General features: G+C 73.8%; 12 protein-coding genes and 1 riboswitch. Of the genes, 3 read left to right on the plus strand and 9 right to left on the minus strand.

Annotated elements, in window-relative coordinates:
* The first annotated feature begins 264 nt into the window (after positions 1–264).
* On the plus strand, positions 265–2,205 hold the full coding sequence (locus tag ABZ809_RS16510) for a S8 family peptidase (protein ID WP_357563351.1): 1,941 nt from the start codon (positions 265–267) through the stop codon (positions 2,203–2,205).
* A 42-nt stretch (positions 2,206–2,247) separates the two neighbouring features.
* Here ABZ809_RS16510 and ABZ809_RS16515 read toward each other — a convergent pair whose 3' ends face one another.
* Together ABZ809_RS16515 and ABZ809_RS16520 are read right to left on the minus strand one after the other, a co-directional pair.
* Positions 2,248–3,183 carry a hypothetical protein gene (locus tag ABZ809_RS16515; RefSeq protein WP_357563352.1) on the minus strand — a complete coding sequence of 312 codons (936 nt, stop codon included), beginning with the start codon at positions 3,181–3,183 and terminating at the stop codon, positions 2,248–2,250.
* A 100-nt stretch (positions 3,184–3,283) separates the two neighbouring features.
* Positions 3,284–3,874, minus strand: a complete 591-nt coding sequence (locus ABZ809_RS16520; protein WP_357563353.1) for a GAF domain-containing protein — start codon at positions 3,872–3,874, stop codon at positions 3,284–3,286.
* Between the two features lie 287 nt (positions 3,875–4,161).
* On the opposite strand from ABZ809_RS16520, the gene ABZ809_RS16525 reads away from it, so the two are divergent.
* Positions 4,162–4,458 (plus strand): hypothetical protein, encoded by a 297-nt coding sequence (locus ABZ809_RS16525; RefSeq protein WP_357563354.1) that lies wholly within the window; start codon positions 4,162–4,164, stop codon positions 4,456–4,458.
* A gap of 65 nt (positions 4,459–4,523) precedes the next feature.
* Here the strand turns inward: ABZ809_RS16525 and ABZ809_RS16530 are convergent, their stop codons facing one another.
* From ABZ809_RS16530 to metH, 7 genes are all read right to left on the minus strand, one after another.
* Complete coding sequence (locus ABZ809_RS16530) at positions 4,524–6,440, minus strand: hypothetical protein (RefSeq protein ID WP_357563355.1); 1,917 nt, start codon at positions 6,438–6,440, stop codon at positions 4,524–4,526.
* Positions 6,437–10,186 (minus strand): DUF5682 family protein, encoded by a 3,750-nt coding sequence (locus ABZ809_RS16535; protein ID WP_357563356.1) that lies wholly within the window; start codon positions 10,184–10,186, stop codon positions 6,437–6,439. Before ABZ809_RS16535 ends, ABZ809_RS16530 begins: the two co-directional genes overlap by 4 nt.
* Positions 10,183–11,373 carry an AAA family ATPase gene (locus tag ABZ809_RS16540; RefSeq protein ID WP_357563357.1) on the minus strand — a complete coding sequence of 397 codons (1,191 nt, stop codon included), beginning with the start codon at positions 11,371–11,373 and terminating at the stop codon, positions 10,183–10,185. Before ABZ809_RS16540 ends, ABZ809_RS16535 begins: the two co-directional genes overlap by 4 nt.
* A gap of 49 nt (positions 11,374–11,422) precedes the next feature.
* On the minus strand, positions 11,423–16,480 hold the full coding sequence (locus tag ABZ809_RS16545) for a hypothetical protein (protein WP_357563358.1): 5,058 nt from the start codon (positions 16,478–16,480) through the stop codon (positions 11,423–11,425).
* A 5-nt stretch (positions 16,481–16,485) separates the two neighbouring features.
* On the minus strand, positions 16,486–17,343 hold the full coding sequence (locus ABZ809_RS16550; protein ID WP_357563359.1) for a DUF4132 domain-containing protein: 858 nt from the start codon (positions 17,341–17,343) through the stop codon (positions 16,486–16,488).
* A 272-nt stretch (positions 17,344–17,615) separates the two neighbouring features.
* The gene (locus ABZ809_RS16555) at positions 17,616–19,637 is read right to left on the minus strand and encodes a sulfatase (RefSeq protein ID WP_357563360.1); all 2,022 of its coding nucleotides are present in this window, start codon (positions 19,635–19,637) and stop codon (positions 17,616–17,618) included.
* 142 nt (positions 19,638–19,779) lie between these two features.
* Positions 19,780–23,316 (minus strand): methionine synthase, encoded by a 3,537-nt coding sequence (gene metH / locus ABZ809_RS16560; protein ID WP_357563464.1) that lies wholly within the window; start codon positions 23,314–23,316, stop codon positions 19,780–19,782.
* A gap of 71 nt (positions 23,317–23,387) precedes the next feature.
* A riboswitch (S-adenosyl-L-homocysteine riboswitch) is annotated at positions 23,388–23,462 on the minus strand.
* A 159-nt stretch (positions 23,463–23,621) separates the two neighbouring features.
* Between metH and ABZ809_RS16565 the strand changes: the two genes are divergently transcribed.
* Entirely contained in the window at positions 23,622–24,767 is a 1,146-nt protein-coding gene (locus ABZ809_RS16565) for a DUF3103 family protein (RefSeq protein ID WP_357563361.1), read from the plus strand.
* Positions 24,768–24,830 lie beyond the last annotated feature (63 nt).

The raw sequence follows: 24,830 nt of genomic DNA on the forward strand, positions 1-24,830 counted from the left end.
GACCTGTTCGGCCGACTTCCGGAGTTCGAGGCGCTGCTCGTGTGACATCGACCCGCGCCTGTGCTCTGTGCGCGGCGTAAGGCGCGCTCCCGATTCCGGTGCGCCCAGCCGGAGTTTCATAAACAGTTTTGACGGGACGAATCATCGAACGTTGTTGACCGGCCTGTCCGCACGGTCCCGCCTCCCCCTACCTTTCGGCGCAGCCTGCCGGGTTCGTCGTCATCGGGATGCGAGCACGGCGTCGACAACGTCAAGGAGGTCACCGTGTTGCAACGACTCCCCGCCGCCGGCTTCGCGCTCGTCATGGCGCTGGCCGGGGCCATCGGCGTCGGTGGTCCGGCGCAGGCCGGGCCGACCGGCACCATCCGGTACGCGGACAGCCCGAACGCGGTGGCCGGCCGCTACATCGTCACGCTCAGGCCCGCCGCGCTGGCGGCCGGCTCCGTCGACGCCAGGGCCCGCGAGTTGACCGGCCGCTTCGGTGGCCGGACCCGGCATGTGTACGACTCCGCGCTGGCCGGGTTCTCGGCGAGCATGTCGGCGAAGCAGGCACAACGGCTGGCCGCCGACCCGTCCGTCGCGTCCGTCGAGCAGGTCCAGCGGATCGGGGTGCTGGACACCCAGACCAACCCGCCGAACTGGGGTGACGACCGGATCGACCAGCGCAACCTGCCGCTGAACCAGACGTTCACCTACCCGGCCGACCCGGGGCAGGGGACCACCGTCTACGTGCTGGACACCGGCATCAACGCCAGCCACAACGAGTTCACCGGTCGGGTGCGGCAGGGCACCGACATGGTGGACAACGACAGCACCCCGCAGGACTGCCACGGCCACGGCACGCACGTCGCGGGTACCGCGGTGGGCACGACCTACGGCGTCGCGAAGAAGGCCGGCGTGGTCGCCGTACGGGTGCTCAACTGCCAGGGCAGCGGCACGAACGACGACCTGATCGCGGGAATCAACTGGGTACGCGCCAACGCGCAGAAGCCGGCGGTGGTCAACTACAGCATCGGCTGCGGCAGCCGGTGCACCAGCCAGGCGATGGACAGTGCCGTCATCAGCCTGATCAACTCGGGCGTGCAGTTCGTACAGGCGGCCGGCAACTCCTCGGACGACGCCTGCTACTACAGCCCGCAGGCGGTCACCGCGGCCATCACCGTCGGCAACAGCACCAGCTCCGACGGGCGCAACAGCAGCAGCAACTACGGCTCCTGCCTGGACATCTTCGCCCCCGGCACCAGCATCGTGTCGGCCTCCCACACCAGCAACAGCGGCAGCGCCACGATGACGGGCACCTCGATGGCCTCGCCGCACACGGCCGGTGCCGCGGCGCTCTACCTGGGCCGCAACCCCACCGCGACGCCCGCCCAGGTCCGGGCCGCGCTGGTGGACAACGGCACCACCGGCAAGATCACCAGCCCGGGCAGCGGTTCCCCGAACGTGCTGCTCTACACCGGGTTCATCGACGCCGGCCCCGGCCCGGGCAGCCCGGCGGTGACCAACCCGGGCAACCGGACCTCGGTGGTCGGCCAGGCGGTCGACGTCCAGGTGCAGGGCAGCGGCGGCACCACCCCGTACACCTGGAGCGCCTCGGGGTTGCCGGCCGGGCTCACCATCGGCGCGTCCACCGGGCGGATCACCGGCAGCGCGGCCACGGCGGGCACCTCGACCGTGACGGTGACCCTCACCGACGCGGCGGGCCGGACCGCCACGGCGACCTTCACCTGGACGGTGACGAGCGGCGGTGGCTGCACGCCGACGCAGCTCGTCGGCAACCCGGGCTTCGAGACCGGCACCTCGCCGTGGACGGCGACGGCGAACGTGATCGGCACCTGGGCGCAGTACCCGGCACGGTCCGGTAGCCGCAACGCCTGGCTGAACGGTGGCGGCCAGGTGCAGACCGACACCGTTTCGCAGCCGGTGACGATCCCGGCCGGATGCGCCGGTGTCACGCTGCGCTTCTGGATCCGGATCACCACGGCGGAGTACGAGAACGCGGTCTACGACCGGCTGACCGTCACGCTCGGCGGCACCACCCTGGCCAGCTACACGAACCTGGACAGGACCAGCGGGTACGTCGAGAAGGTGATCGACGTCAGCCGGTTCGCCGGACAGACCGCCACGTTGACCTTCAACGGGGTGGAGGACTGGTCGTACCAGACCAGCTTCGTGCTCGACGACGTGACGATCAGCGCGAGCTGATCGGCGTACGGGAGTGGGCGGCGCACCGCCTGCGGTTGCCGCTCACTCCCATTCCCAGCGCATGCCCACGATCCCCGGCGCCACGCCGGAGGCGATCAGGTGGGCGCCGTGGGTGGACCCGATCCACGCCTCCCACACGCCCTGGTCGGGCGCGTTGAGCCCGCGTCGCTCGAAGCGGTGACACCGGGCCGGCACGGCGTCGTGGTCGAACTGCACCTGTAGGACGTACTCGCCGACCGGGGTGGAGAAGGCCCGGTAGTAGTTGTCGGTCGGCGCCTGCGAGTTGCTGAGGAACTCGTACTCGATCACCACGGTGTCGCCCTGAGCGAGCATGCGGTCAAAGACGATCTCCGCGACGAGCAGGCCCGAGTCGTGGTCGGCGCGGACCCGGCCGAGCCGGCAGTTGCGTACCGCGTTGATCCGGGTCGAGGCGGTCAGGTCGTCGGTGCGGAAGATGCCCACCGTCCGCGACACCCGGTCGGTGTTGGCCCGGAGCACCTGCCGGCAGGTCAGGCTGATCTCCTGACGCCGGTCGCCCACCAGATAGAGATCGTGCAGGCTGAGCCGGGTCAGCTCGTGGTACATCCACCGGTCGACCTCGGCGATCATCTTGGCCACGCTGGTGCCGTCGCTGAAGAGCCGGTCGATCTCGATCGTCCCGGGTGGCTGGCTCAGCCAGCGGCCCCGGGGCCGGCGAGGTCCGAGCTGGACGATCAGGGACTCGGCCGGCAGCGACAGGATCTCCTCGAGAAGGCGTACCGCCCTGATGGACTCCGGGCGTTCCGGTCGGCTGCGGCCCCGCCGCCAGTAGCTCAACGTGGTGAGGCTGACGCTGACACCGGCCGCCGACAACTGTTCCTGGATCTCCTCCAGCCTCAGTCCACGATCCTCGATGGCGAGGTGGAGCGCCGCCGAGAACGGCCCGGTACGCAGCGCGTGCGCCAGGTCCCGGCCCAACCCGGTACGGGCCCTCTCCATGTCCGCTGAGTATCGTCGCGCGACCGCCACCGCGCCAGCCGTGCCAACCGACCCGTCCGGCGCGAGTCACCCGCGCCTGTTCGCCGCGCTGTCCGGCGACTTACGAAGGCTGTGCCCCGGCGACGCGTCGCTCCGCCTCCTGGCGTAACGCCCGTTCGGCCCGTACCGCCTGCAACGCCGCGAGACGCAGGTCCAGCTGCCGGGCGACTATCGCCGCGAGGCGGCTCAGCACCTCGCTCTGTTCTCCGGTGAGTTCCTGGGAGATGACGTCGATGGCGGTGACGGTGCCGAGGTGGTGTCCGTCGGAGGTGACGATGGGGGCCGCGGCGTAGAACCGTAGCCCCAGCTCTCCGCGGACCAGGGGATGATCCAGCGTGCGTGGGTCGACGAGCGCGTCGGTCACCACGTAGGGGCCGTCGACGCAGAACGCGGAGGCGCACAGGCCCGGTTCCACACCGACCTCGGTCACGCCTTCGAGACCCCGGCTGGCGGCGAACCAGACCCGGTCGGCGTCGACGATGCTGACCGTGGAGATCAGGGTGCCACAGACGGCGACCGCCACCGCGGCGATGTCGTCGAACGCCCCGTCGGTGGGAGCGTCGAGGATCTCGTAACGGCGTACGGCGGCCAGCCTCGCGGGATCCCGCAGCGCACGACCAGGAGAATCGGCGGTGTCGGAAAAGGCTGCCATCACGTGCTCCCCTTCGTGCTCTCCACAGTCCGGACGCGAGTCGCCGAGCCGGTGCACGGCCGGTCAGGTGGCGACCTGCCAGACCGGTCCGAGTCGGCCGGACGGGGGGCGTCGTTCCGGCCCCCGCAAGGTTCTATCACCCCCTGTCGCCGATACAAAAACGGCGAGTGAGGAGGCTCGGTTCCACCGGCAGACCGCGTGGAACGGCGGGTGGGCCTCCCGTGGCGGCCGAGACGGACATCGACCACAATCAGGAACGATCATTGGCTATATCGAAAGGCACAAGAGTGAAGCGCCGACTCCTGCACGCCCTGATGGTCATGACCGTCACTCTCTTCGGCTCGGCCGTGGTCGCCACGCCGGCCTCGGCGAGCGACGCGTGGGGCATCGTCTGCAACCTCCGGCAGAACACCTGGCTGCGCGCCGCGCCGCACAGCCACGTGCTGGTCACCCTGACCGCCGGGCGCGGATTCCGTTGGCACGGTCAGGTCACGGGCGTCGACGACGACGTCTGGGTCTACGGCCACGGTGCCGAGTACCCGTCCGTGGACGGCTGGGTCCCGGCGGGCAACACCACCTGCTGAACCGACAGCCCCGACGGGGATGGCCGCGGGCGACCGCGGCCATCCCCGTCCACGTCGACGGCAGGTCAGCCGACGGGTGGGGCGGTCCAGGATGACCGGATCAGCTCGCGTTCGGTGGCGGCGAGGTGGGCGGTCGTGGCGAGCCAGGTCCAGGCGTACCGGTCCGGGTCGGGATCGGTGAGCCGGCCGAAGGCGTCCCGGCCGCGCCGGTCGGACTCGTCGGCGAGCGCGGCGGCCACCGTGGCGGCGGTGGCGAAGCCGGCTCGGCGCAACGGACCGGCCAGCCCGCCGCCCTCGCCGCGCGCCGCCTCGGCGACGGCGCGGCGACCACCGGAGACGGCCAGCTCCACCAGCCGGCGGACCCGCCACAGCGGCGACTCCGCCACCGCGTCGGCGCCGACGGCGAGAACCGGTTCGGTCATCGCGGCCGGGTCGCGCGGCGGCAGGTGGCCGCCCTGGATCTCGTCGTAGCCGAGGTCCGCCCGGCCGTGCCACTCCGTTGGCAGCCGGAGCGTGCTGCCGGCGCCGGGCACCGGACCGACCGCGAGCGGGTGCAGCGTGCTGGCCCGGTCCGGATCCAGCCGACCGACCACCCGGATCCGCAGCCCCGGCCAGGAGGCGAGCCGCCGCAGGTTGGTCACGTGGGCCAGCATCGGGTGGGAGTTGACCGGCACCAGCCGGATCACCGGCCCGTCCGGCACCGGCGTGCGGTCCCCGCCGGCCCCCGCGGCGGGGGCCAGCTCGCGGGCCAGCAGCTGGTCACCGACGGCACCCACGACCATCAGGTCACAGCCGACCAACGCGGTACCGGCCCGGACCGGGTCCTCCGGGTCGTCGGCGGCGAGTTGGGCGGTCACCACCTCGGCGAGCGGGCGGGCGAACAGCTCCGCCAGCGGTCCGCTGGACCAGTCGGTCCCGGGGACCGGGGTGGCCCGGACCCCCTTGCCGGCACCGAGCCGGCCGTCCGGCGAGACGGTGGTGCCGGTGATCCGCAGGCCGCCCCGGGCCAGCACGGCGTGGTTGACCGCGACCGCGCCCATCTCGGTGACCGCCCGCGCGCAGTCCCGCGCCCGGTCGGGGCCGCCCGGTTTCACGTCGCCGAAGGAGAGCTGCCGCCCGTCGGCGGCGACCAGGTGGGTGACCACCCCGGCGTACCCGGTCGCGCTGATCACCGGTTCCCGGCAGACGCCGTACACCTCCAGCGTGCCGTCCGGCTGGTAGGCCCGCCGGAGGACGCCGATCAGCGCCGGGTCGGGATCGCCGGCGGCCAGCCGGCCGGCCACGTACAGCAGGTCGTGCAGCACCTCGACCAGCTCGGCCAGCCGGTGGCCGGTCTGCCGCCCCCGGTGTGCGCGCAGGCCACGCACCGCGCGCAGCGCGGCGCTCTCGGCCCGCGGCAGACCGGCCAGCCGGGCGCCGTGGGCGGCCCGCAGCAGTTCGGCCTGCGGTACCGCGCCGGCGGCCGGCGCGCCGGCCGCGAGCACCGCGGCGGCCGCCCGCCACAGTGCCCGGGCGGCGGCCTGTTGGGCCTTCGTCGACGCCGTGCTCTGGCCGGCACGACCGGCGGCCGGCTTACCGGCCCGCCCCGGCCGGCGGGTGGTCGCGCCGGGGCTGTCCGAGGTGGACGGGGCGGCGGTGCGCGCCGGATCGGGATGGGCGGCCGGGTCGGCGACCGGGCAGGCGACCAGCACCGCCGTCCGGTGCAGGCAGCGGGGCGCCAGCAGGCAGCTGCACCGCGCCTGGCCCGGGTCGGTGACCGCCCCGCCCGTGCCGGGCGTCAGGGTGACCAGGGCCTCGGGGCCACAGTCGACCGACACGCCGCCGTCGACCCGGCCGACCGGTACCCCGGTCAGCCGTTCGACGGTGGCGTCCAGCCGCCTGTGCAGCCGGGGTGGCAGGGCCGCCACCGCCGCGGCGGCGACCCCCGGCAGCACCGGCGGCAACCGGTCGGTGTCCGCGGCGGTGGATGTGCGGTCCGTCAACGTGATCCTCCGCGGATGCGGTCGCCCACCCAGCGGGCGAGTTCGAGCGGGCTGAGAGCGGCGACCGGCATCCCGGCCGCGACGAGCTGCTGGGCGACCGGCACCGAATAGCAGGGCACTCCCCTGTCGTTCAGCGCCGCGCAGCCGAGCAGGTGCACACCGGAACCGGCCAGGGTGCGGACCTCGCCGAGCAACCCGGCCAGCGGGTAGCCCTCCTCGAAGTCGCTGACGACCGCCACGATGGTGCGGCTGGGCACGGTCACCAGCGAGCGGGCGTGGGCCAGCCCGGCGGCGATGTGCGTACCGCCGCCGACGCGCACCTCCAGCAGCAGCGACAGCGGGTCGTCGACCCGGTCGGTCAGGTCGACCACCTCGGTGGAGAAGGCGAGGAAGTGGGTGGACAGGGTGGGCACCCCGGCCAGTACGGCGGCCGTCAACGCCGACCACACCACCGACGCCTCCATCGAGCCGGACACGTCGACCACCAGCACCAGCCGCCAGTCGGCCTCCCGCCGGGTCCGGGTGTTGAAGACCGGGCGTTCCGGCACCACCACGGTGCGGCCGTCGTCGAGCCGCTGGGTGTGCGCCAGGTTGGCCCGCAGCGTGCGGGCGAGGTTGATCCGGCCACCGGGCCGGCGGGACGGACGCGGGTTGGACAGCCCCGTCAGCGCCGGACGCAGCTGCGTGGCCAACTGCTTGGTCAGCTCCTCGACCAGCCGCCGGACCAGTGGCCGCAGCCTGGCCACCTGTGCCTCGGGCAGGCCGCCGGCCAGCGACAGCACCGAGGTCAGCAGTTCCATCGAGGGGCGTACGGCCGCCGGGTCTAGCTCGCTGAGCACGTCGGTACGGCCGCTCTCGGCCGCCCGGGCGATGACCTCCTCGCGTACCGCGGTGCCGAACAGCGCCTCCAGTTCCCCGGCCCACTCCCGGGCGGTCGGGAAGGAGGCCTCCTGGCCACCCCCGGCCGCCTGGCCGAAATCGGTGGCGCCCTCGCCCCTGCCCGCCCCGTACAGCTCGTCCAGGGCGCGGGCGTAGCGGCGGGCGTCGGCGGGCAGCCGGTCGGGTTGGCGGCCGAGCAGCAGCCGCCACCGGTCCGTGGGCGTGAGCCGGGCGCCCGCCGATCCCGGCCCGGGTCCGACGTCGACGGGGTCGCCCGGCGCGCCCGGCCCGGGCTCGACATCGGCGGAGTCGCCCGGGATCGGGATGTGGCGGGCGACCAGGGCGGCCCGACCGGCCACGTCGGCGGCGGTCCAGCGGGCCAGCAGCTCGGGCGGGGCGGCCAGGACCAGGTCGAGCCGGTCACCCAGCCGCTCGGCGACGGTGGTCAGCAGCCGCTCCCGGGCCGCCGGGGTGAGCACGTCGAACCCGCCACGCAGCGCCGGCAGGCGGTCCAGGAACTCGGTGTCGGTGAGCCGCTCGATCCGTTCCAGCAGCGGGTCCAGCGCGGCCGGTGCGGACTGCAACAGCGGGTGCGCCGCGGTGAGCAGGCCGCCGAGCAGCCGGTGCAGGTGCCGCCGGGTGTCCGGCCCGGTCGCCGCGTCGATCCAGCCGGCCACCCGGGAGCCCAGCTCCGCCACGTCGGTCAGGTCGAGCAGCACCCGGGCGGCGAGTGCGGCGCCCTGGATGAGCGCCGAGCCGGCCCGGGCCAGGTGACCGAGGGCCTCGTCCAGGCGCAGGCCGATCCGGTCCTCGCCGGCCCGGACCGCGAGGTCGACAAGCGCGGCGGCATCGGCCGGGGCGTCGCTGCCGGCCAGGCCGGGCAGCCCGCGGACCGCCGCGTCCAGCAGCACGACGGCCAGCTCGGCCGCCCGGGCGCGGCCGTCGGCGGTGGTGCCGGGCAGGTGTTCCCGGCGCAGCGCCTCCAGCAGGTCCAGTGCGGCCAGCAGCTCGGGCAGCGTGCCGGTGCCCGGCAGCACCGTGGCGGCCAGTTCGAGCCGGTCGGTGACCAGCTCGGGCAGGTCGCACTGGGCGGCCTCGCGCAGCCCGGTGAGCAGTTGCGCGGCGGTGGGGCCGCCGTCGGCGGCCTCCCGGCGGAACCGTTCCCGCAGGGTGCCGGCGGCTGCCAGGGCCGAGGTCACCCCGCGTACGCCGACCAGGTCCAGCCGGGCCGCCACGGACGGCGTCCAGGCCAGCTGCCAGCGGGTGGTCAGGGCGGCCGCGTCGCCGGTGCCGGACACCGCGATCGGCTCGCCGTAGCCGACACCGCAGACCTGGAGGCGTTGCAGCAGGATCTCCCGCCGCCCGTCCAGCTCGGTGCGCAGCGGATCCAGCCGGACCTCGCGGGACTTCGGGCTGTCCGGGTTGGGCAGCCGCAGCACGGTGAGTTCCGCCTCGACGGCGGGGCCGAGGCCGGAGCGCGGCGTCCCGGGGGCGATCCGGCCCCGCTCGGCGCCGACCAGCACGGTCTCCAACGCCTTGGCCAGCGCCCGGCCACGGCCGAGCAGTTCACCCTGGCCGAGCACGGTGGTCACCGCCTCCAGCACCTCGCCCCGGCCGGGGGCGGGCAGGTCCCGCAGCCGGGCCAGGTCGCCGGCCAGCCGTACCGTCTCGGCGGCCTCGCCGGTACCGGCGGTGTGACCGGCCGAGCGGAGTTCCCGGCACAGGTCGGTGACCGCCCGGGCGGCGGCGGCCCGGATCCCTTCCGGCTCACCGGCGGCGGTGAAGACGGACTGCTGCCAGCGCGGGTCGCGGATCCCGGCCGGATAGCCGGACCGGGAGTCGAGCAGGTCGAAGGCGTACGGCACCAGCGAGGTGACCGCCGCGACGCCGCCGGTGGCGGACCGACCGGGCCGGGCCGTCACGGACCGGACCGCACCGGTCGGGGCGGCGTCGCCCGCCGAAGCGGCACCGGCCGGCGGCCCGGTGTCGGTCGACGGGGCGGCGTCGCCCGGCGGGGCGGCGAGCAGGGCCGGGGCGTGGAAGGCACCGATGACGGCGGCGACCCGCCGGCCGTCCGCGCCGGCCTCGGCCAGCACCCGGCGCATGTGCCGCTCGCGGGCCAGGTCCCGGCCCGGCACGCCGGCGCCGCCGGCGCTGTCGGTGCGCATCGCCCAGCCGACGCCGAGGGCGGCCCGCCGGATCGCCTCGGGCGGGCAGCCCGGCGCACGCACCTCGACCACCCGGTCCCACAGGTCGTCGCCGTCCCGGCCGGTGCCGCTGGCGCTGAGCGCGGCGGCGTAGCCGGACCGGCGCAGGCCGGGCACCGGCTCGCCCGCGTCCGGCGCGGAGTCACGACCGGCAGTCGGCTCGGCACCGGCAGTCGGCTCGGAGCCGGTGGCCGGGTCGGCGTCGGTGGTCGGGCCGGTCGGGTCGGCGGCGGTCCAGCCGGGATCGGCCAGCGGCAGGTCGCAGCAGACCACCTCGACGCCGCGCTCCCGGGCCCAGCGGATGGCGGCCAGTTCCGGAGAGAAGTCGGCGAACGGGTAGAAGCCCATCGGCCCGTCCGCGCCGTGGCTGCCGACCAGGGCCAGCGGGGCCCGGGCGGCCGGATCGGACAGGTACGGCAGCCAGTGCTGGAAGTCGGCCGGCAACTCGATGCAGACCACCTCGGCCGCGGCGGCGTCCAGCAGTGCCGGGACCACCGCCGCCAGGGCGGGACTGTGATGCCGCACCCCGATCAGGTACGGCCGGACCGAGCCGGCGAGCGCGTCGACCACGGCTCGCGGGTCGGCCGTCGTCGGATCGGGCGTCGACGGGTCGGCGGCCGGCGGGGCCGCGCCGGTCGGCGTGCTGACGAGGGTCGTCACCGCAGGCTCTCCCGCAGGTCCCAGAGCCGGCGCCACATCGCCGAGCCGTCCTCGGCACGGCGGCGGACCGGTCCGTCCCAGTAGCCGAGCAGCCGGGCGTGGTCGTTCTGGTCGTCCTTGCGGACCACGCCGAGCAGGTGCCCCGGGACCAGGTCGAGCGCGTCCCCACCGGGCAGGTACGCGGCGGACAGGCCGAGCGACACCGCCACCTGCACCGCCTCGGCGGTGGACATGACCGTGCCGGGCCGTTCCACGTCCCAGCCTTCGGTCGACCGGCCGGAACGCAGGTCGCGGAACACGGTGACCAGGGCGTCCAGCACCGCGTCGTCCACGGCGTACGCCGCGCCGGCACGCTGCACGGCGGCGGTGGCCTGCTGGCGGACCAGGTTGGTCTCGGTGTCCGCGTCGGAGATCGGGTGGATGGTCTCGAAGTTGAACCGGCGCTTGAGGGCCGAGGACATCTCCGACACGCCCCGGTCCCGCAGGTTGGCGGTGGCGATCACGGTGAACCCGGGCACCGCGCGGATCAGGCCGTCCTCGGTGCCGCTCAGCTCCGGCACGTTCATCCGCCGGTCGGACAGGATGGACACCAACGCGTCCTGCACCTCGGGCAGGCAGCGGGTGACCTCCTCGATCCGGACCACCCGGCCGGTGCGCATCGCGGTCAGCACCGGCGAGTCGACAAGCGCCTGCGGGGTCGGGCCCTGGGCGAGCAGCAGGGCGTAGTTCCAGCCGTACCGGAAGGCGTCCTCGGTGGTGCCGGCGGTGCCCTGCACGGTCAGCGCGCTGGTGCCGCAGACCGCGGCGGCCAGCAGCTCGGACAGCATGGACTTGGCGGTACCGGGCTCACCGACCAGCAGCAGGCCCCGCTCGCCGGCCAGGGTGACGACGCACCGCTCGACCAGGCTCCGCTCGCCGACGAACTTCGGCGGGATGGTCATGCTGGCCGGCAGTTCGGTGCCGCCCGGGCCGGTGCGCCGGTCGGCGGGCAGCTTCAACGCCTCGCCGTTACTGCCCTGGATGAAGGTGACCACGGCACGCGGGGTCAGCGCCCAGCCCGGCGGCCGGGCCCCGTCGTCGTACGCGGCAAGGAAGGCCAGTTCGCCGGCGTACCGCTGCTCGGCGGAGAGGACCTGGGCGGCGGTCTCCGGTGCCGCGGAGGGGCGGACGTGTTCCGTCACGGTCACTGGTGTTCCTCGATCTCTCTGGTTCGGAAGGGGGTGTGGGGCACAGGGGTCAGCGGTTGGTGCCGCGGGTGGGCAGGTTGTCGAGCCGGGGCCGGTCGCCGTCGCGGAGGCGTAGCCAGGCCCGCCGGTAGAGCTCGGCGACCGGTTCGAACGGCACGGTCACGCCGAGTCCGGCCGTACCGTCGGTCGCGAGGTCGAACAGAACCGTCTTCCAGCCCTCGACCGGCGCCTGCCCGCTGCCGCGCTCCAGCCACGGGCCGGGCAGGAACAGCGACCGGCCGGCGCGGGACCGGCTGGCCTCGATGACCAGCGGGGTGCCGGCCAACTCGGCGCGGGCCGCCTTCAGCCGGGTCGGCTTCCAGCCGGTCCACTTCGCCGTGTTGCGGTCCGTCGGGTCGGGCATGGCCAGCAGCATCAGGTACACCGCCGCTGCGTCGGCGCCCAGGCCGTGCTCTCCGGCCGCCTCGGCGACCAGGTCCGGCACCGAGCGGGTGGGATCCTGCGGCCACCAGGTCCCGTCCGCCGCCCGCGCGCCACCGCCCGGCTCCCCCGGGTCACCGAGCAGCGCCGCGAACCGCGGGCTGCGGACCAGCCGCAGCGCCACCTCCGTCGGGAACGGCTTGGCCGCGTCGCGACGCAACGCCGGCAGGTACGGGTCCGTCCCGTCGCCGTCGAGCAGGTCCGGCCGCAACGCGGGCGAGGGCTGGTCGTCGTACGTGGCCAGGACGATGGCGCCGTACCGTTCCCAACCGGGTCCGGTCTCCGACGGGCTCCCCGCGAGCTGGCGGAACGCGGGGAGGGAGACGTACTGGCTGAGGTCGAGCAGCAGGTCGGGGTTGGTCAGCCGGTCCCGGATCGCGGCCAGCGCGGCCGGCAGCGCGGCCCGGCACGGGTCGCCGGCCGGCGTGTGGTGGGCGACCCACGCCGCCAGGGCGACCGTGGAACGCAGCACCTCACCGGTGAAGCCCACCGCCTGGCGGTCGACCTGCCGGGCCCGGTCGCCACCCCTGATCGCGAAGGCCAGGTCGGTGCTCAGCTCGGCCGAACGGGCGGGGTCGAGCAGCGCCGGCAGCGCCTTCGCGGGCCCCCAGCCGGTGCGGACCACGCGCACCGCTTCGGCGAGAAGCTGTTCGGGCACCGCCACCCGGCGCCCCACGGCGGCGTTCCAGACCGCCGCGGCGGCCGCCACGTCCGGGCCGCCGGTCCAGAGTTGGGCCGGGTCGGATGGCAGCAGCGCCGAGACCACGGCCCGCCGGACCGCCTGGCTCGCCTCGTTCAGCACCCCGAAAGCCAGCTTGACCTCGCCGACCTGCTTGATCCCGAGCGCCTTGCGCGACTCGGTCGTCAGGGTGTTCCCCGAGTCCACGTGCGGAAGGCCGGCCAGCACCAGTTTGGCGGCGGTGGGGGTGACGCCGGTCAGCTCGGCGAACTGCTCGGCCGCCTCCGGCCGCCAGGGCAGCGGGCCGCGCGCGGCCCACTCGGTGAGGAAACCGGCCAGCCAGCCGGCCGGCCGTTCGTCACCGACCGACGCCGAGGACTGCACCGTGTACGGCTCGGGCACGGCGAACACGCCGGCCGGGTCGTGGTGCAGCGCGTCGAAGAGGTAGCCGTTCGCCGTGCCGCTGTCGCTGAGGACGGCGATGAACGCCCCGCCGGGCAACGGCAGGATGCCCGGCTTGGGGTGCCGGCGCGTGCCGTCGGGGTTCTTCAGGTCGTCGTCGAGCAGGTGCAGCGTGCACCGGCGCCACCGGGTCGGTTCGGCCGCCGTGCTCAGGTCGAGCCGGTCCAGCTCGGTGAGCAGGGCGCGCAGTGTCTCCCGGTGGTCGTCCGGGGTGACCGCCGCAGCAGCCCGGTAGGCGACGGCGGCGAGCCCACCGAGCAGGGACCACCAGTCCAGCGCGGCCGGCAGCGCCGGTCCGTCGAGGTGCAGCCGTACGGCGGGTTCGCTCCCGGTGGTGGCGGACCGCCGGGCGGCGAACGCCTGGAACTGGGTGAAGACCTGGGGCGATCTGCGCACCGAGTAGGCCGAGGCACGCAGCCCGTGGAGCGCTTTGTTGAGCTGCTCGTCGGTGGGTCCGGCCACGGTCGCCACCGGCGCGACCACCGCCGGGGCCGTCAACGATTTGGCGAGCCGCTCGCTCACCGCGTCCAGGTCGGTGCGTACCCGGGCGGCCAGCCGCAGCGCCCCGGCCACCCCGGCCAGCAGCGCGTCGTGGCTGACCGCCGGCAACGTCGAGCGGACCAGCTCGACCAGCGCGTCCCTGTCGCCCGCGGTGCCGGTGGCGGCTGCCCCGGGACCAGCGGCCGGTGCGCCGCCCGCGGACGCCGGAACGGAGACGGGAAGGCCGGTGACGGCCTGCGTGGCCACGGTCAACCCGGAGCGGGCCGCCGCGCGTGCCGCGGCCCGCGCGGCCTCTTCGGCCAGGGCGGCGCGGCGTTCGTCGAGGGCGACCTTGTACAGCGCGGCGGCCGTTTCCCGGTCCAGTTGACGCAGGGCGGTGGAGCCCGCCGGGTCCCGCGGCAGCATGTTGCCGAGGAAGCTCTCCCCCGGCAGCGGCGCCAGCAACGGGGTGCGGTCCCGGCCGTACGGGTTACCGGCAGCCGACACCACACCGTCCGGGTCGACCAGGACGAGGCCCTTGAGCACGGCCCGCGGCCGGTCGTCGCCGGGCAGCACCAGTGCCGCGATCGGTGACCGTCCCGGTGCCACGGTGACGCTGCGCCCGGCCAGGTCGTCGCCCCGCACCGAGCCGTCCGGCAGCGTGACCACCCGCCAGCCGAGCAGACCGTCCACCGGGGCGGCGGCCGGCTGGACCCGGTCGGACAGGGCCGGCCGCAGCCAGCTGACCGACTCCTGGAGACTCCCGCCGTCGGCCGGCAGGTCGGCCAGGAACCGGGGCAGGCTGCGCCGGCCGTGGGTGTTGCCGGCCGGGTCGTACTCGCGCCAGCCCCGGTCGCCGCCCTCCTCGCCGGAACGGTAGACCCAGTGGGAGACGCCGTCGGTGATGACCGGCAGCTCCGGCGGGACGGCGGTGTCCCCGGCGTGCAGCACGCCGTCGCCGGTGGTCCGCCCACCGTCGACCAGCGGCAGGGTGATCCCGCCCCGGCGCGGCTGGCTGCCGTTGTGCCGGCCGCCGATGGGCTGCGGCTCACCGGGCGACGAGTGCCAGTAGCCGCGCAGGTTGTAGCTGAGCGACTGGGAACGCCAGTAGACCAGCAACTGGCCGTCGACGTAGTGGTAGCCGGGCTGGCCCCACATGTCGCCCGCCGGGATGCGCAGGTCGTGGCGGAGCACGATGCCCTCGGCACCGACCACGCGTACCGTCGTCGGCCCGCCCAGGATCACGTACGGCCAGGCTTCCTGCTGGATCACCTCGACCCGGTGGTCACCGTCGGTAACCTCCTGCCAGGCCTGCTCCCAGCCCGGCCAGCCCAGCTCGTCGATGATCCCGCCGCGCAGGCTGCGGGCGACGCGCTCGGTGAGGTCGATGTCGAGGATCGGCCCGAGGTCGCCGCCCTGCCCGGGGCCGTCCGCCCCGTCGAGGCCGCCGGACACCAGGCGCAGCGCCTCGACCGGGACGTTGCCCAGCCAGTCCACCGACTTCGGCAGGTACGGCAACCCGGTGGCGAGCCGGTCGTGGATCCGGGCCCGCAGCCAGTCGGTCAGCATCGGCCGGATGCCCGGCGTCGCGGCCAGCCGGCGCAGGGCGTGCTGCCGGTCGTCGAGCTGGTCGAGGCCCCGGCGCAGGGCCCCGGTGAACCGGTCGTCGCCGGCCACGGCGAGCAGGTCCCGCTTCCCCTCGGCCTGGGCCCACTGCGCCAGGCCCAGGGTGTCGCGCTCCTTCGGCGGGGCCACCGGCAGGTCGAGGGCGAGCAGCAGGTCGAGCAGGTCCAGGTCGTCGATGGCGGCGAGGGTCTCGCCGCTGCCGGTCAACTCGGCGCGCAGCCGGTCGGCCATCCGCTCGACGAGTGGGTGCAGCTCCGACAGCCGATTGCGCTGGTGGCCGGCGTTGGCCCGACTCAGGAGACGGCGCAGCCAGCCGACGGAGCCGTCCTGCGGGCGGGCCGGGTCCGGCACGCCGGGATCGAAGAGCCCGCTGAGCGCACCGGTGTCGGTCAACAGGGCCAGCCACGTGACCAGGTCGTCCCGGTCGGCGGGCATCAGGTCGAGCAGGCTGCCGCGGACCGCCGGTTCGCGGCCGGCCAGCGCCGTCACCGCCGGCAGGTGCGCCTTCCACCAGCCGGCCGGCGCCTCGGCGGCCACCGGCAGCCGGAGCAGCTCGGTCAGGTAGGCCGCCTCACGGTCGGCGACGGCGGCGGCCCCGGCCTTGCCGGCGGCCTTGGTGGCGGCGCGGACCAGCCGGTTCACCGCAGTGGCCGACTGGGTGGACGGAGCCACCCCGGCGGCCGCGGCCCGCAACGCCAGCCGGCAGAACCGCTCCAGCGCCTCGTCGGCCGGCAACTGGGCGGACAGCTCCTTCGCGTAGCCGGCCAGCGCGGTCGCGGACACCACCTTGGCGGCCGCGAACTCCACGTAGACCTCGTCCAGCCGGTTCAGGTCGACCGGCAGGCCGTGCTGGGCCTCCGCCTTGCGTGCCTTGTTGAACAGCTGCGTCGCGTAGGTGTCCTGCCCGGCGGCCAGGAACACCCGCGCCGCCTGCTCGAAGAACGCCGGCAGGACGTGCGGCAGCGTGCGGGCGAACCGATCGGCGATCGCCTGGTGCCCGTCCAGGGCGGCCTTCGGCCGCGACCGCACCTGCTTGGCCAGCTTCTGCAACTCCGGCACCACCGCCAACGCGTGCCGGCCGTCCGCCGGGTGGTGCACCAGCACCCACTCCGGGAAGGCCAACGGGCGGCGCGGGCCCAGCCCGACGACGGCCGGCTCGGCGCTTGGTGCCAGGCCGAGGAAGCCGACGGCGATGTCCTCGCCCTCGCCCAGCGCGGCGTCGACCAGCCGGACCACCAGCCGGTCGTCGAGGGCCGGGTGACGGTAGGTGCGGGCGGTGAGGGGCACCGCCCGGTCGCCGGCTTCGGCGGTGTCGGCCGGCAGCACCGCGCCGGCGGCCAGCAGGCTCTCGGCCGATTCCTCACCCGACATGGTCGTCATCCCGGTCACGCCTTCTTCCCCGTTCCGGTCAGAGCGCCGGACAGGGCCGTCGCCATCCGCATTCCTTCCGACCAGGCCACCGGCCCGACCTCGGTCAACCGCAGCGTCGGCCCCTCCACGACCGACCAGGAGAGGTTGCCCAGGGTCGCCTCGGAGTCCCAGTAGTCCTCGTCGAACCACATCGCCGCCTCGACCGTGCGGCCGGCCTCCCAGACCCGGCACCGCACCTGGGAACCGGAGACCTGGAAGCCGAGCGTGGCGGCCCGGGCGGCCAGCCGGTTGGGCACCGTGGTGCCGCGGAAGTCGGTGATCGTGGTGTCCCGGTCCTTCAGGGCGGTGGGCTTGCCCCAGGTGCCCCGGTGCAGTTGCTCGACCCGCTGGGTGACGTCCAGCTCGTCGGCGAACTCGCGCAGGTCGACCAGCTCGGGCAGCCGCACCGGGTGGGGCAGCGTGGCGCTGGCCCGCGACAGCCGGACGGTCTCCCCGTCGAGGTTGACCACCCGCAGGTCACCGGTGTCGGTGACGTCGCGCAGGAAGCCCGACTCGGCCGGGTCGTCCCCGAGCACCACGAGGTCACGCAACGCGTCCTGCCAGGCCGGATCCGGCCAGACCCGGGCCAGCAGCCCCGTCGGCACCGGCAGCGAGGAGACCACCCAGGCGTCGACCCGGGCGAGGCACTCCGCGGTGTGCCGGTCCAGCCACTGGGCGAGCTGGCGCAACCGGTCCACCGCGGGGTCGTCCCGCAGCGCCTTCGGCAGAGTCTTCAGTGGACGGCCGGTGGCCCGCGGGCCGGTGGACCGGGCCGCCACCTTTCCGTCCACGAGAGAGATCTCGTACGAGTCTCCCACCGGTAGCCAGCCCATCAGGAACACCCTCCGCAACGGCGAATTAGCCAGATTTCATGATGAATCGGCTGTGATCGACAACGCAGGGCACGCTAACAGTAGTGACTGACACGCCAACGACCCAGCGGCGGGATGCCGGGGGTCGAGTCGGTGGGACAGAAGAGGCGGGACCTGCGAGAGTCGCAGGTCCCGCCGTTGCGAGAGCGCCGCCCGGGCCCGACCCGGACTCGGCGGAGGAGCCGAGAGTGACCTAGGTCACGTCAGCGCGCATCGGGCCAGGAGTGCACAGGTCAGGCGCGGCGGGCCGTGAGGTTGTCGAGGGTGATGGTGCCGTCGTCGAGGCGGACGCTCGCGGCGTAGCGGTACTGGGCGCGTACGGCCGGGTCACTGAAGTCGACCGCGCCCCCGGTGTCGACGGTGAACAGGAACTCCCATCCACCCCCCTGGTCGACGTACGCCGTCGCCCGGTGCCCCCGGAGCACGAACGCGTACCGGGCGGCGGGGCCGGTCAGGTCCACGGTGCCGTCGAGGTTGTCGAGCGGCTCGGCCCCCGCGGTGACCAGCGCACCGTTGACACGCAGGTCCCAGCCCGCCCGGTGCAGCCCGTTGTGGTAGCGGAACAGCAGATAGTTGCCCGCGTCCTTGGCGAGGCCGACGAAGACCGTGTCCTGGGTGCCGGCTTCGGCGAACGTACCCGTGTCGAGCACGACCGCCACCCGGTCGGAGCCCGGGGCGACGTCGGAGCGGAACACCAGATGCGTCATCCTGCCCGTCGTCACCGCGAGCCTGCCGTCGGCGACGGTGGCCGGGGCGGCGTACGCGGTCACCGGCAGGACGCTCCAGCGCTCCAGACCGCCGTCGAACGACTCCGCCAACTCCACGGTCGGGTAGTGCTCAGGCGTCGGCAGCGCGGGGAGGACGCCGGTCCCGGCGATGTGCGCCTCCAGCAGCCTCCGCAGTTGGCGGGCCTTCTGGGGGTAGCGGCCCGACAGGTCGGTGGACTCCGCCGGGTCGCGGACCAGGTGGTAGAGCTCGCTGCGCCCGTCCCGCAGGTGCTGCACCAGCTTGAACTGGCCGTGCCGGACGGCCGCGTGCGGGTGCGTCCGGCCGATGAAGTGCGGATAGACCCAGAACAGCGCCTCGCGTTCCACCTCGCCGGTGCCGGTGAGCACGGGGGCGATGCTCCTGCCGTCGAATTCGCTGCCCGGGTCGCCACCGGCGAGGTCGAGCACGGTCGGGAGCACGTCGATGGTGCTGGTGGGCGTGGCGCTGCGCGCTCCGGCGGCCACCCGGCCGGGCCAGTACGCGATCAGCGGGACCCGGATGCCGCCCTCGTACAGTTCGCCCTTGCCGCCGCGCAGCGGCTGGTTCGCGTCGCGGTAGGGACCGCCGTTGTCGGAGGTCACCAGCAGCAACGTGTCCCGGTCCAGGCCGAGTTCGGCGAGCGTGTCGACGATCCGCCCCACCTGCTGGTCGACTCTCTCCAGCATGGCGGCCAACACCGGCCGGTTCGGGGCCTGGTCGGCACCCGGCTTGGCCCGGTACCTGGCGACCAGGTCCGGCTTCCCGTCCAGCGCCGTGTGCACCGCGTAGTTGGACACGTGCAGGAAGAAGGGCTCGTGGCGGTGCCGGGTGATGAAGTCGACGGCCTCGGCCGCCAGCCGGTCGGTGAGGTGCTCGCCGGGCTCCCGCTCCGGCAGGTCCGGCAGGAAGAAGTACGGGTGGAAGTAGTCGCCGTCGCCGATGTACTTCTGCTCGGAGGCGATCACCTCGTCGAACCCGTGCGCGTAGGGGTTGCCCGGCCGCTCGTCGTACGGCCCGCTGTAGGTCTCGGTCAGGTGCCACTTGCCGACCAGCCCGCTGGTGTAGCCGAAGGGGCGCAGCACCTCGGGCAGGGTCGGGATGTCCGGCGACAGGTACGTGTCGCTCGGTGCGGGCTCGCCCCGGAGGAAGTCCGTGATCCCCGTCCGCGCCGGATATCGGCCGGTCACCAGCGCGGCGCGGGTCGGCGAGCACAACGGCGCGGCGGCGTACGCGTCGACGAACCGCATGCCACCCCGGGCCAACGCGTCGATCCGCGGTGTCTCGTTGAACGTGTTGCCGTAGCTTCCCAGCTCGTCCCAACCGAGGTCGTCGATGGAGACGAACACGACGTTGGGCCGCCGGCGGCCGGGTGGCGACGCCGGTGAGCCGGCCGCGAACGCGGCGGTCGTGGCCAGCCCGGCCATGGCCGCGCCCGCGACGCCGCCGAGGAAGCCGCGGCGGGACAGAGCGGTGGTCAGGGCGGGAACACTCAGCTCTACGTTCGACACATTCCCTATATTGTCGATAGGAAATTAGGGGTCAAGCCCCGTCCTGCTGCGTGAGACGGCGCGCGGCCCACGTCAGGGCCTCGACGGCCACGGGCAACGTCCCGGGTCGGCGGGTACCGGGCCCGGTACCCGCCGACCGTCGTCAGCCCAGGTTGGGCCGCAGCCACCGTTCCGCCTCGGCCAGCTCGCAGCCGCGCCGCCTCGCGTAGTCCTCCAGTTGGTCGCGGCCGATCCGGCCGACGGTGAAGTAGCGCGAGGCCGGGTGCGCGAAGATCAGGCCGCTGACGCTGGCGGCGGGAGTCATCGCGTACGACTCGGTCAGCCCGATCTCCTGGCCGGCGGCGTCGAGCAGCGCGAACAGCTCGCGCTTCTCGGAGTGGTCGGGGCTGGCCGGGTAACCGAGGGCGGGGCGGATGCCCCGGAACCGCTCGGCGTGCAGATCCTCGATCAGCGGATCGGCGTCCGGCTCGAACCACTCCCGCCGCGCCCGCAGGTGGACGTACTCGGCGAACGCCTCGGCGAGCCGGTCGGCAAGGGCCTTCACCATGATCGCCCGATAGTCGTCGCGCTCGGCCTCGAACCGGGCGGCGAGCGCCTCGGCGCCGTGGATGGCGACGGCGAAACCGCCGAGGTGGTCGCCGGTCGGGGCGACGTAGTCGGCCAGGCACCGGTTGGGCCGGCCCGCGGGCTTGACGGTCTGCTGGCGCAGCATCGGGAGGCGGACCCCACCGAACACGATGTCGTCGCCCTCCGAGTGGGCCGGCCAGAATCCGTAGCTGCCCCGGGCCTGGAAGGCCTCCTCGGCAATGATCTTGTCGAGGAGGGTGTTGGCGTCCTCGAACAGCTCGCGGGCGACCGGCTGGTCGAGGATGGCGGGGAACCTGCCCTTGAGTTCCCAGGCCAGGAAGAGGAACTGCCAGTCGACCAGCTCGCGGAGCCCGCCGATCTCCACGGTCACGGCGTGCGCACCGGTGAAGGCGGGCACCGGCAGGTCGGTGAAGTCCACCCGCTCGCGGTTGGCACGGGCCTCCGTCAGAGTGAGCCGGGCGACGCTGTGCCGGTTGACGTGCTGCTCGCGCAGGCGTTCCTGCTCGGCACGGTTGGCGGCGTCGAGGACGGCCGCGCGCTCCGGGTCGAGCAGGTCGGAGACCACACCGACCACCCGGGAGGCGTCGAGGACGTGCACGGTCGTGCCGTCGTACGCGGGCGCGATCCGCACCGCGGTGTGCTGCCTGGAGGTGGTCGCGCCGCCGATCAGCAGTGGGAGGTCGAGGCCCCGCCGACGCATCTCCTCGGCGACCGAGACCATCTCGTCGAGCGAGGGCGTGATCAGGCCGGAGAGGCCGATCGCATCGGCGCCCTCGGCGATCGCGGTGTCCAGGATCCTGCTGGCGGGCACCATCACGCCGAGGTCGACGACCTCGTAGTTGTTGCAGCCGAGGACCACCCCGACGATGTTCTTGCCGATGTCGTGGACGTCGCCCTTGACGGTGGCGAGCACCACCTTGCCCTGGCCGCGCCCGGAGACCTTCTCCTGCTCCAGGTAGGGCTCCAGGTAGGCCACCGAGCGCTTCATCACCCGGGCGCTCTTGATCACCTGCGGCAGGAACATCTTTCCGGAGCCGAACAGGTCACCGACGATCCGCATGCCGTCCATCAACGGACCCTCGATCACGTCGAGCGGGCGGCCGAGCAGTTGGCGGGCCTCCTCGGTGTCCTCCTCGACGAAGTCCACGACGCCGTTGACCAGCGCGTACGAGAGGCGCTCGTGGACCTTGCCCGCCCGCCAGGCGAGGTCGGTGGTCCGCCTGGTGCCGCTGCCGGTGACGGTGGCGGCGAAGTCGACCAGCCGGTCGGTCGCGTCGGGGCGGCGGTCGAACAGCACGTCCTCGACCAGTTCGAGCAGGTCGGCCGGGATGTCCTGGTAGAGCGCGAGCTGGCCGGCATTGACGATGCCCATGTCCAGGCCGGCCCGGACCGCGTGGAACAGGAAGGCCGAGTGCATCGCCTCGCGCACCACGTCGTTGCCCCGGAAGGCGAATGACAGGTTGGAGATGCCGCCGCTGATGCGCGCGCCCGGGCAGCGCTGCTTGATCAGCGGCAACGCCTCGATGAAGGACTTTCCGTAGCCGTTGTGCTCGGCGATGCCGGTGGCGACGGCGAGCACGTTCGGGTCGAAGATGATGTCCTCCGGCGCGAACCCGGCCCTGTTCACCAGCAGGTCGTACGCCCGGGCGCAGATCTCCACCTTGCGCGCGGTGGTGTCGGCCTGGCCCCGCTCGTCGAAGGCCATCACCACGACGCCGAGACCGAAGACACGGATCCGCCGGGCCTGGGCGAGGAACGGCCCCTCACCCTCCTTGAGGCTGATCGAGTTGACCACGCCCTTGCCCTGCACGCAGGCCATGCCCGCCTCGATCACGCTCCACTTGGAGCTGTCGATCACCACCGGGATCCGGGCCACCTCCGGCTCGGTCGCGATCAGGTTGAGGAAGGTGGTCATCGCCTGCTCGCTGTCGAGCAGGTCGGCGTCCATGTTGACGTCGAGCAGGTTGGCGCCGCCCCGGACCTGTTCCAGGGCCACGTCCACCGCGGCCTGGAAGTCGCCCGCCTCGATCAGCCGACGGAACCTCGCCGAGCCGGTGACGTTGGTGCGCTCACCGATCATCACGAAGCCCGTGTCGGGGCCGATCTCGAACGGTTCCAGGCCGCTGAACCGGGTCGCGGCGGGCGGTTCGGGCACCACGCGCGGCGCGGCCTCCCGCACGGCGGCGGCGATCCGCTCGATGTGCTCGGGTGACGTCCCGCAGCAGCCGCCGACGATGTTGACCAGGCCCGCCGCCGCGAACTCGCCGATCAGCCGGCCGGTCTCGTCGGCCGTCTGGTCGTAGCCGCCGAAGGCGTTCGGCAGGCCGGCGTTGGGGTGGCAGGCCACGTGGCTGCCGCTCAGCCGGGCCAGCTCGGCGACGTACGGCCGGATCTCGGCTGCGCCGAGCGCGCAGTTCACGCCGACGACCAGCGGCTCGGCCCGCTCGACGGACCGCCAGAACGCCTCCACTGTCTGACCCGACAGGGTGCGGCCGCTGAGGTCGACGATGGTGACCGAGAGCCAGATCGGCAGCTCGGGCGCGACCTCGTGGGCGGCGGCGATCGCCGCCTTGGCGTTGAGGGTGTCGAAGATGGTCTCGATCATCAGCAGGTCGACGCCGCCCGCCGCGAGCGCGGCCATCTGCTCCGCGTACGCGGCCTTGACCTGCTCGAAGGTGACCGCCCGGTACGCCGGGTCGTCCACCTTCGGAGAGATCGACAGCGTGACGTTCAGCGGGCCGACCGAGCCCGCCACGAACGCGCCGCCCGCCTCGTCGGCCGCCTGCCGGGCGAGCTGCGCGCCGCGCAGGTTCATCTCGCGCACCAGGTGCTCCAGGCCGTAGTCGGCCTGACCGACGCTGGTCGCGGTGAAGGTGTTGGTGGTGATGATGTCGGCCCCGGCCGCGAGATAGCGCCGGTGCACGTCCAGGACCAGGTCGGGGAGGACCAGGTTCAACAGGTCGGGGTCGCCCGTCACGTCGAACGGGTGCGACTCGTCGATCAGGTCGCCCCGGTAGTCGGCCGGACCGAGCCGCAGGCCCTGCAACAGGGTGCCCCAGGCACCGTCGAGGACGAGGATCCGTTCGCTCATCCGCTGCCGCAGGGCGGCAGCCACGTCACGCCGGATCCGGGTGTCTTTCATGGCGACAGCCTCCGCAACACACATCGGAGGCGCCCTTGCTGACCAACCCTGAGCCGAGCGTGGCGGGAGAACCCGTCGCAGCGCCTCTCGGCCCGGACCCGATCGTAACGGATCCCTCCGCCGCTGCGCGGTCTGCCGCTTCGGCCCCTCGCCCCTTCCGCCTTTCATTGACTCAGACTGATGTCCGGATAGGATCATTCGGCAAAGCCGGCGGCATGGCCACGAGCCGACGCCGCTACCGCAGAGGAGTCCGAATGCGTCCACGTTCCTTCCGGCTCGCCGTGTCCTCCCTGGGGCTGGCGGCGACGACCCTGATGGCCGCCACGGCGGCCCCCGCGCAGGCCAGCCCGGACGATGCCCGACCGATCACCCGGGCGACGCCGAGCGACGCCACCCCCGTCTTCTCGGCCACCGACCGGCTCGCCCGCGAGGTGGCTGCCGCGCTCGCCGACACCGCCGTCCGGGATCGGATCGTCCCGACCGTCGCCGCCGGGCCGGTGGACCTGTCGACGGCCCGTCTCGACGCGCGGGCCGCGCGGGCCGTCCGATCGGCCAACCAGACGGTGCTGACGGCGAAGGGCCTACCGGCGGCCACCGGCTCCGTGCTGCGACTCCGGCTCGGGCACCAGGACATGGCGGCGGCCCTGCAGCGGCACGAAGTCCCGCTCGTCGCGGCGGCATCGACCGACGACGCGCTGACCGGCGTGACCGCCCACGACCCCGCCGGCGGGCAGGTGCTGCTGGATCCGGTCCGGCTGCCCGACCGGCCGGTGCTCGTGGTCGAGGTCGACGTGACGAAGGCGATGGGACGGGGCCTGGCCCAGGTCCGGCAGGAGCTCGCCGCGCAGGGCCTGGTTCCCGGCGCGCGCACGGTGAGCGCACAGTCGTCCGGATACAGCGCGCAGTCGTCCGGGTACTGGGCCACCAAGGTCAACGCCATCCGGCTCGACGACGACAAGGAGACCTGGATCAAGGGCAGTGCCGAGATCTTCAACGTCGTCGGCGGCTTCGGCCTCGACGGCAAGGCCACGGTCAACGTCGTCGAGATGCCCTACCTCGACGACGCCGGCACCGTCTACCACCCGAACCAGCTCCTGGTCCACTTCAACAACTACAAGTACAACCTGGCCGACGTGGTGATGTGGGAGGACGACGGCGACACCAACTACCGCGACCTGGCCAAGGCGCTCATCACGGTGTTGTTGACCGTCGTCGACTACGGCACGTACACGCCGCTGGTCAACGCGATCATCGACGCGATGCCGGCCAGCTGGTGGACCGACGACCCGGACTACGTCGACTCCTGGTACACGCTCAGCACCGGCAGCACCGGCCGGCTCAACGGGGCTGCCGCGAACGGCTGGATGGACGTGACCCCGTACTGGGTGCAGCAGCTCTGAGTCGACCATGAAATGACGGAGGCCGGCCCGCTCCGGATGCAGCGGGCCGGCCGGGCGTCTCCG

The organism is Micromonospora sp. NPDC047074 (genome assembly GCF_040643815.1).
Lineage (GTDB): Bacteria > Actinomycetota > Actinomycetes > Mycobacteriales > Micromonosporaceae > Micromonospora.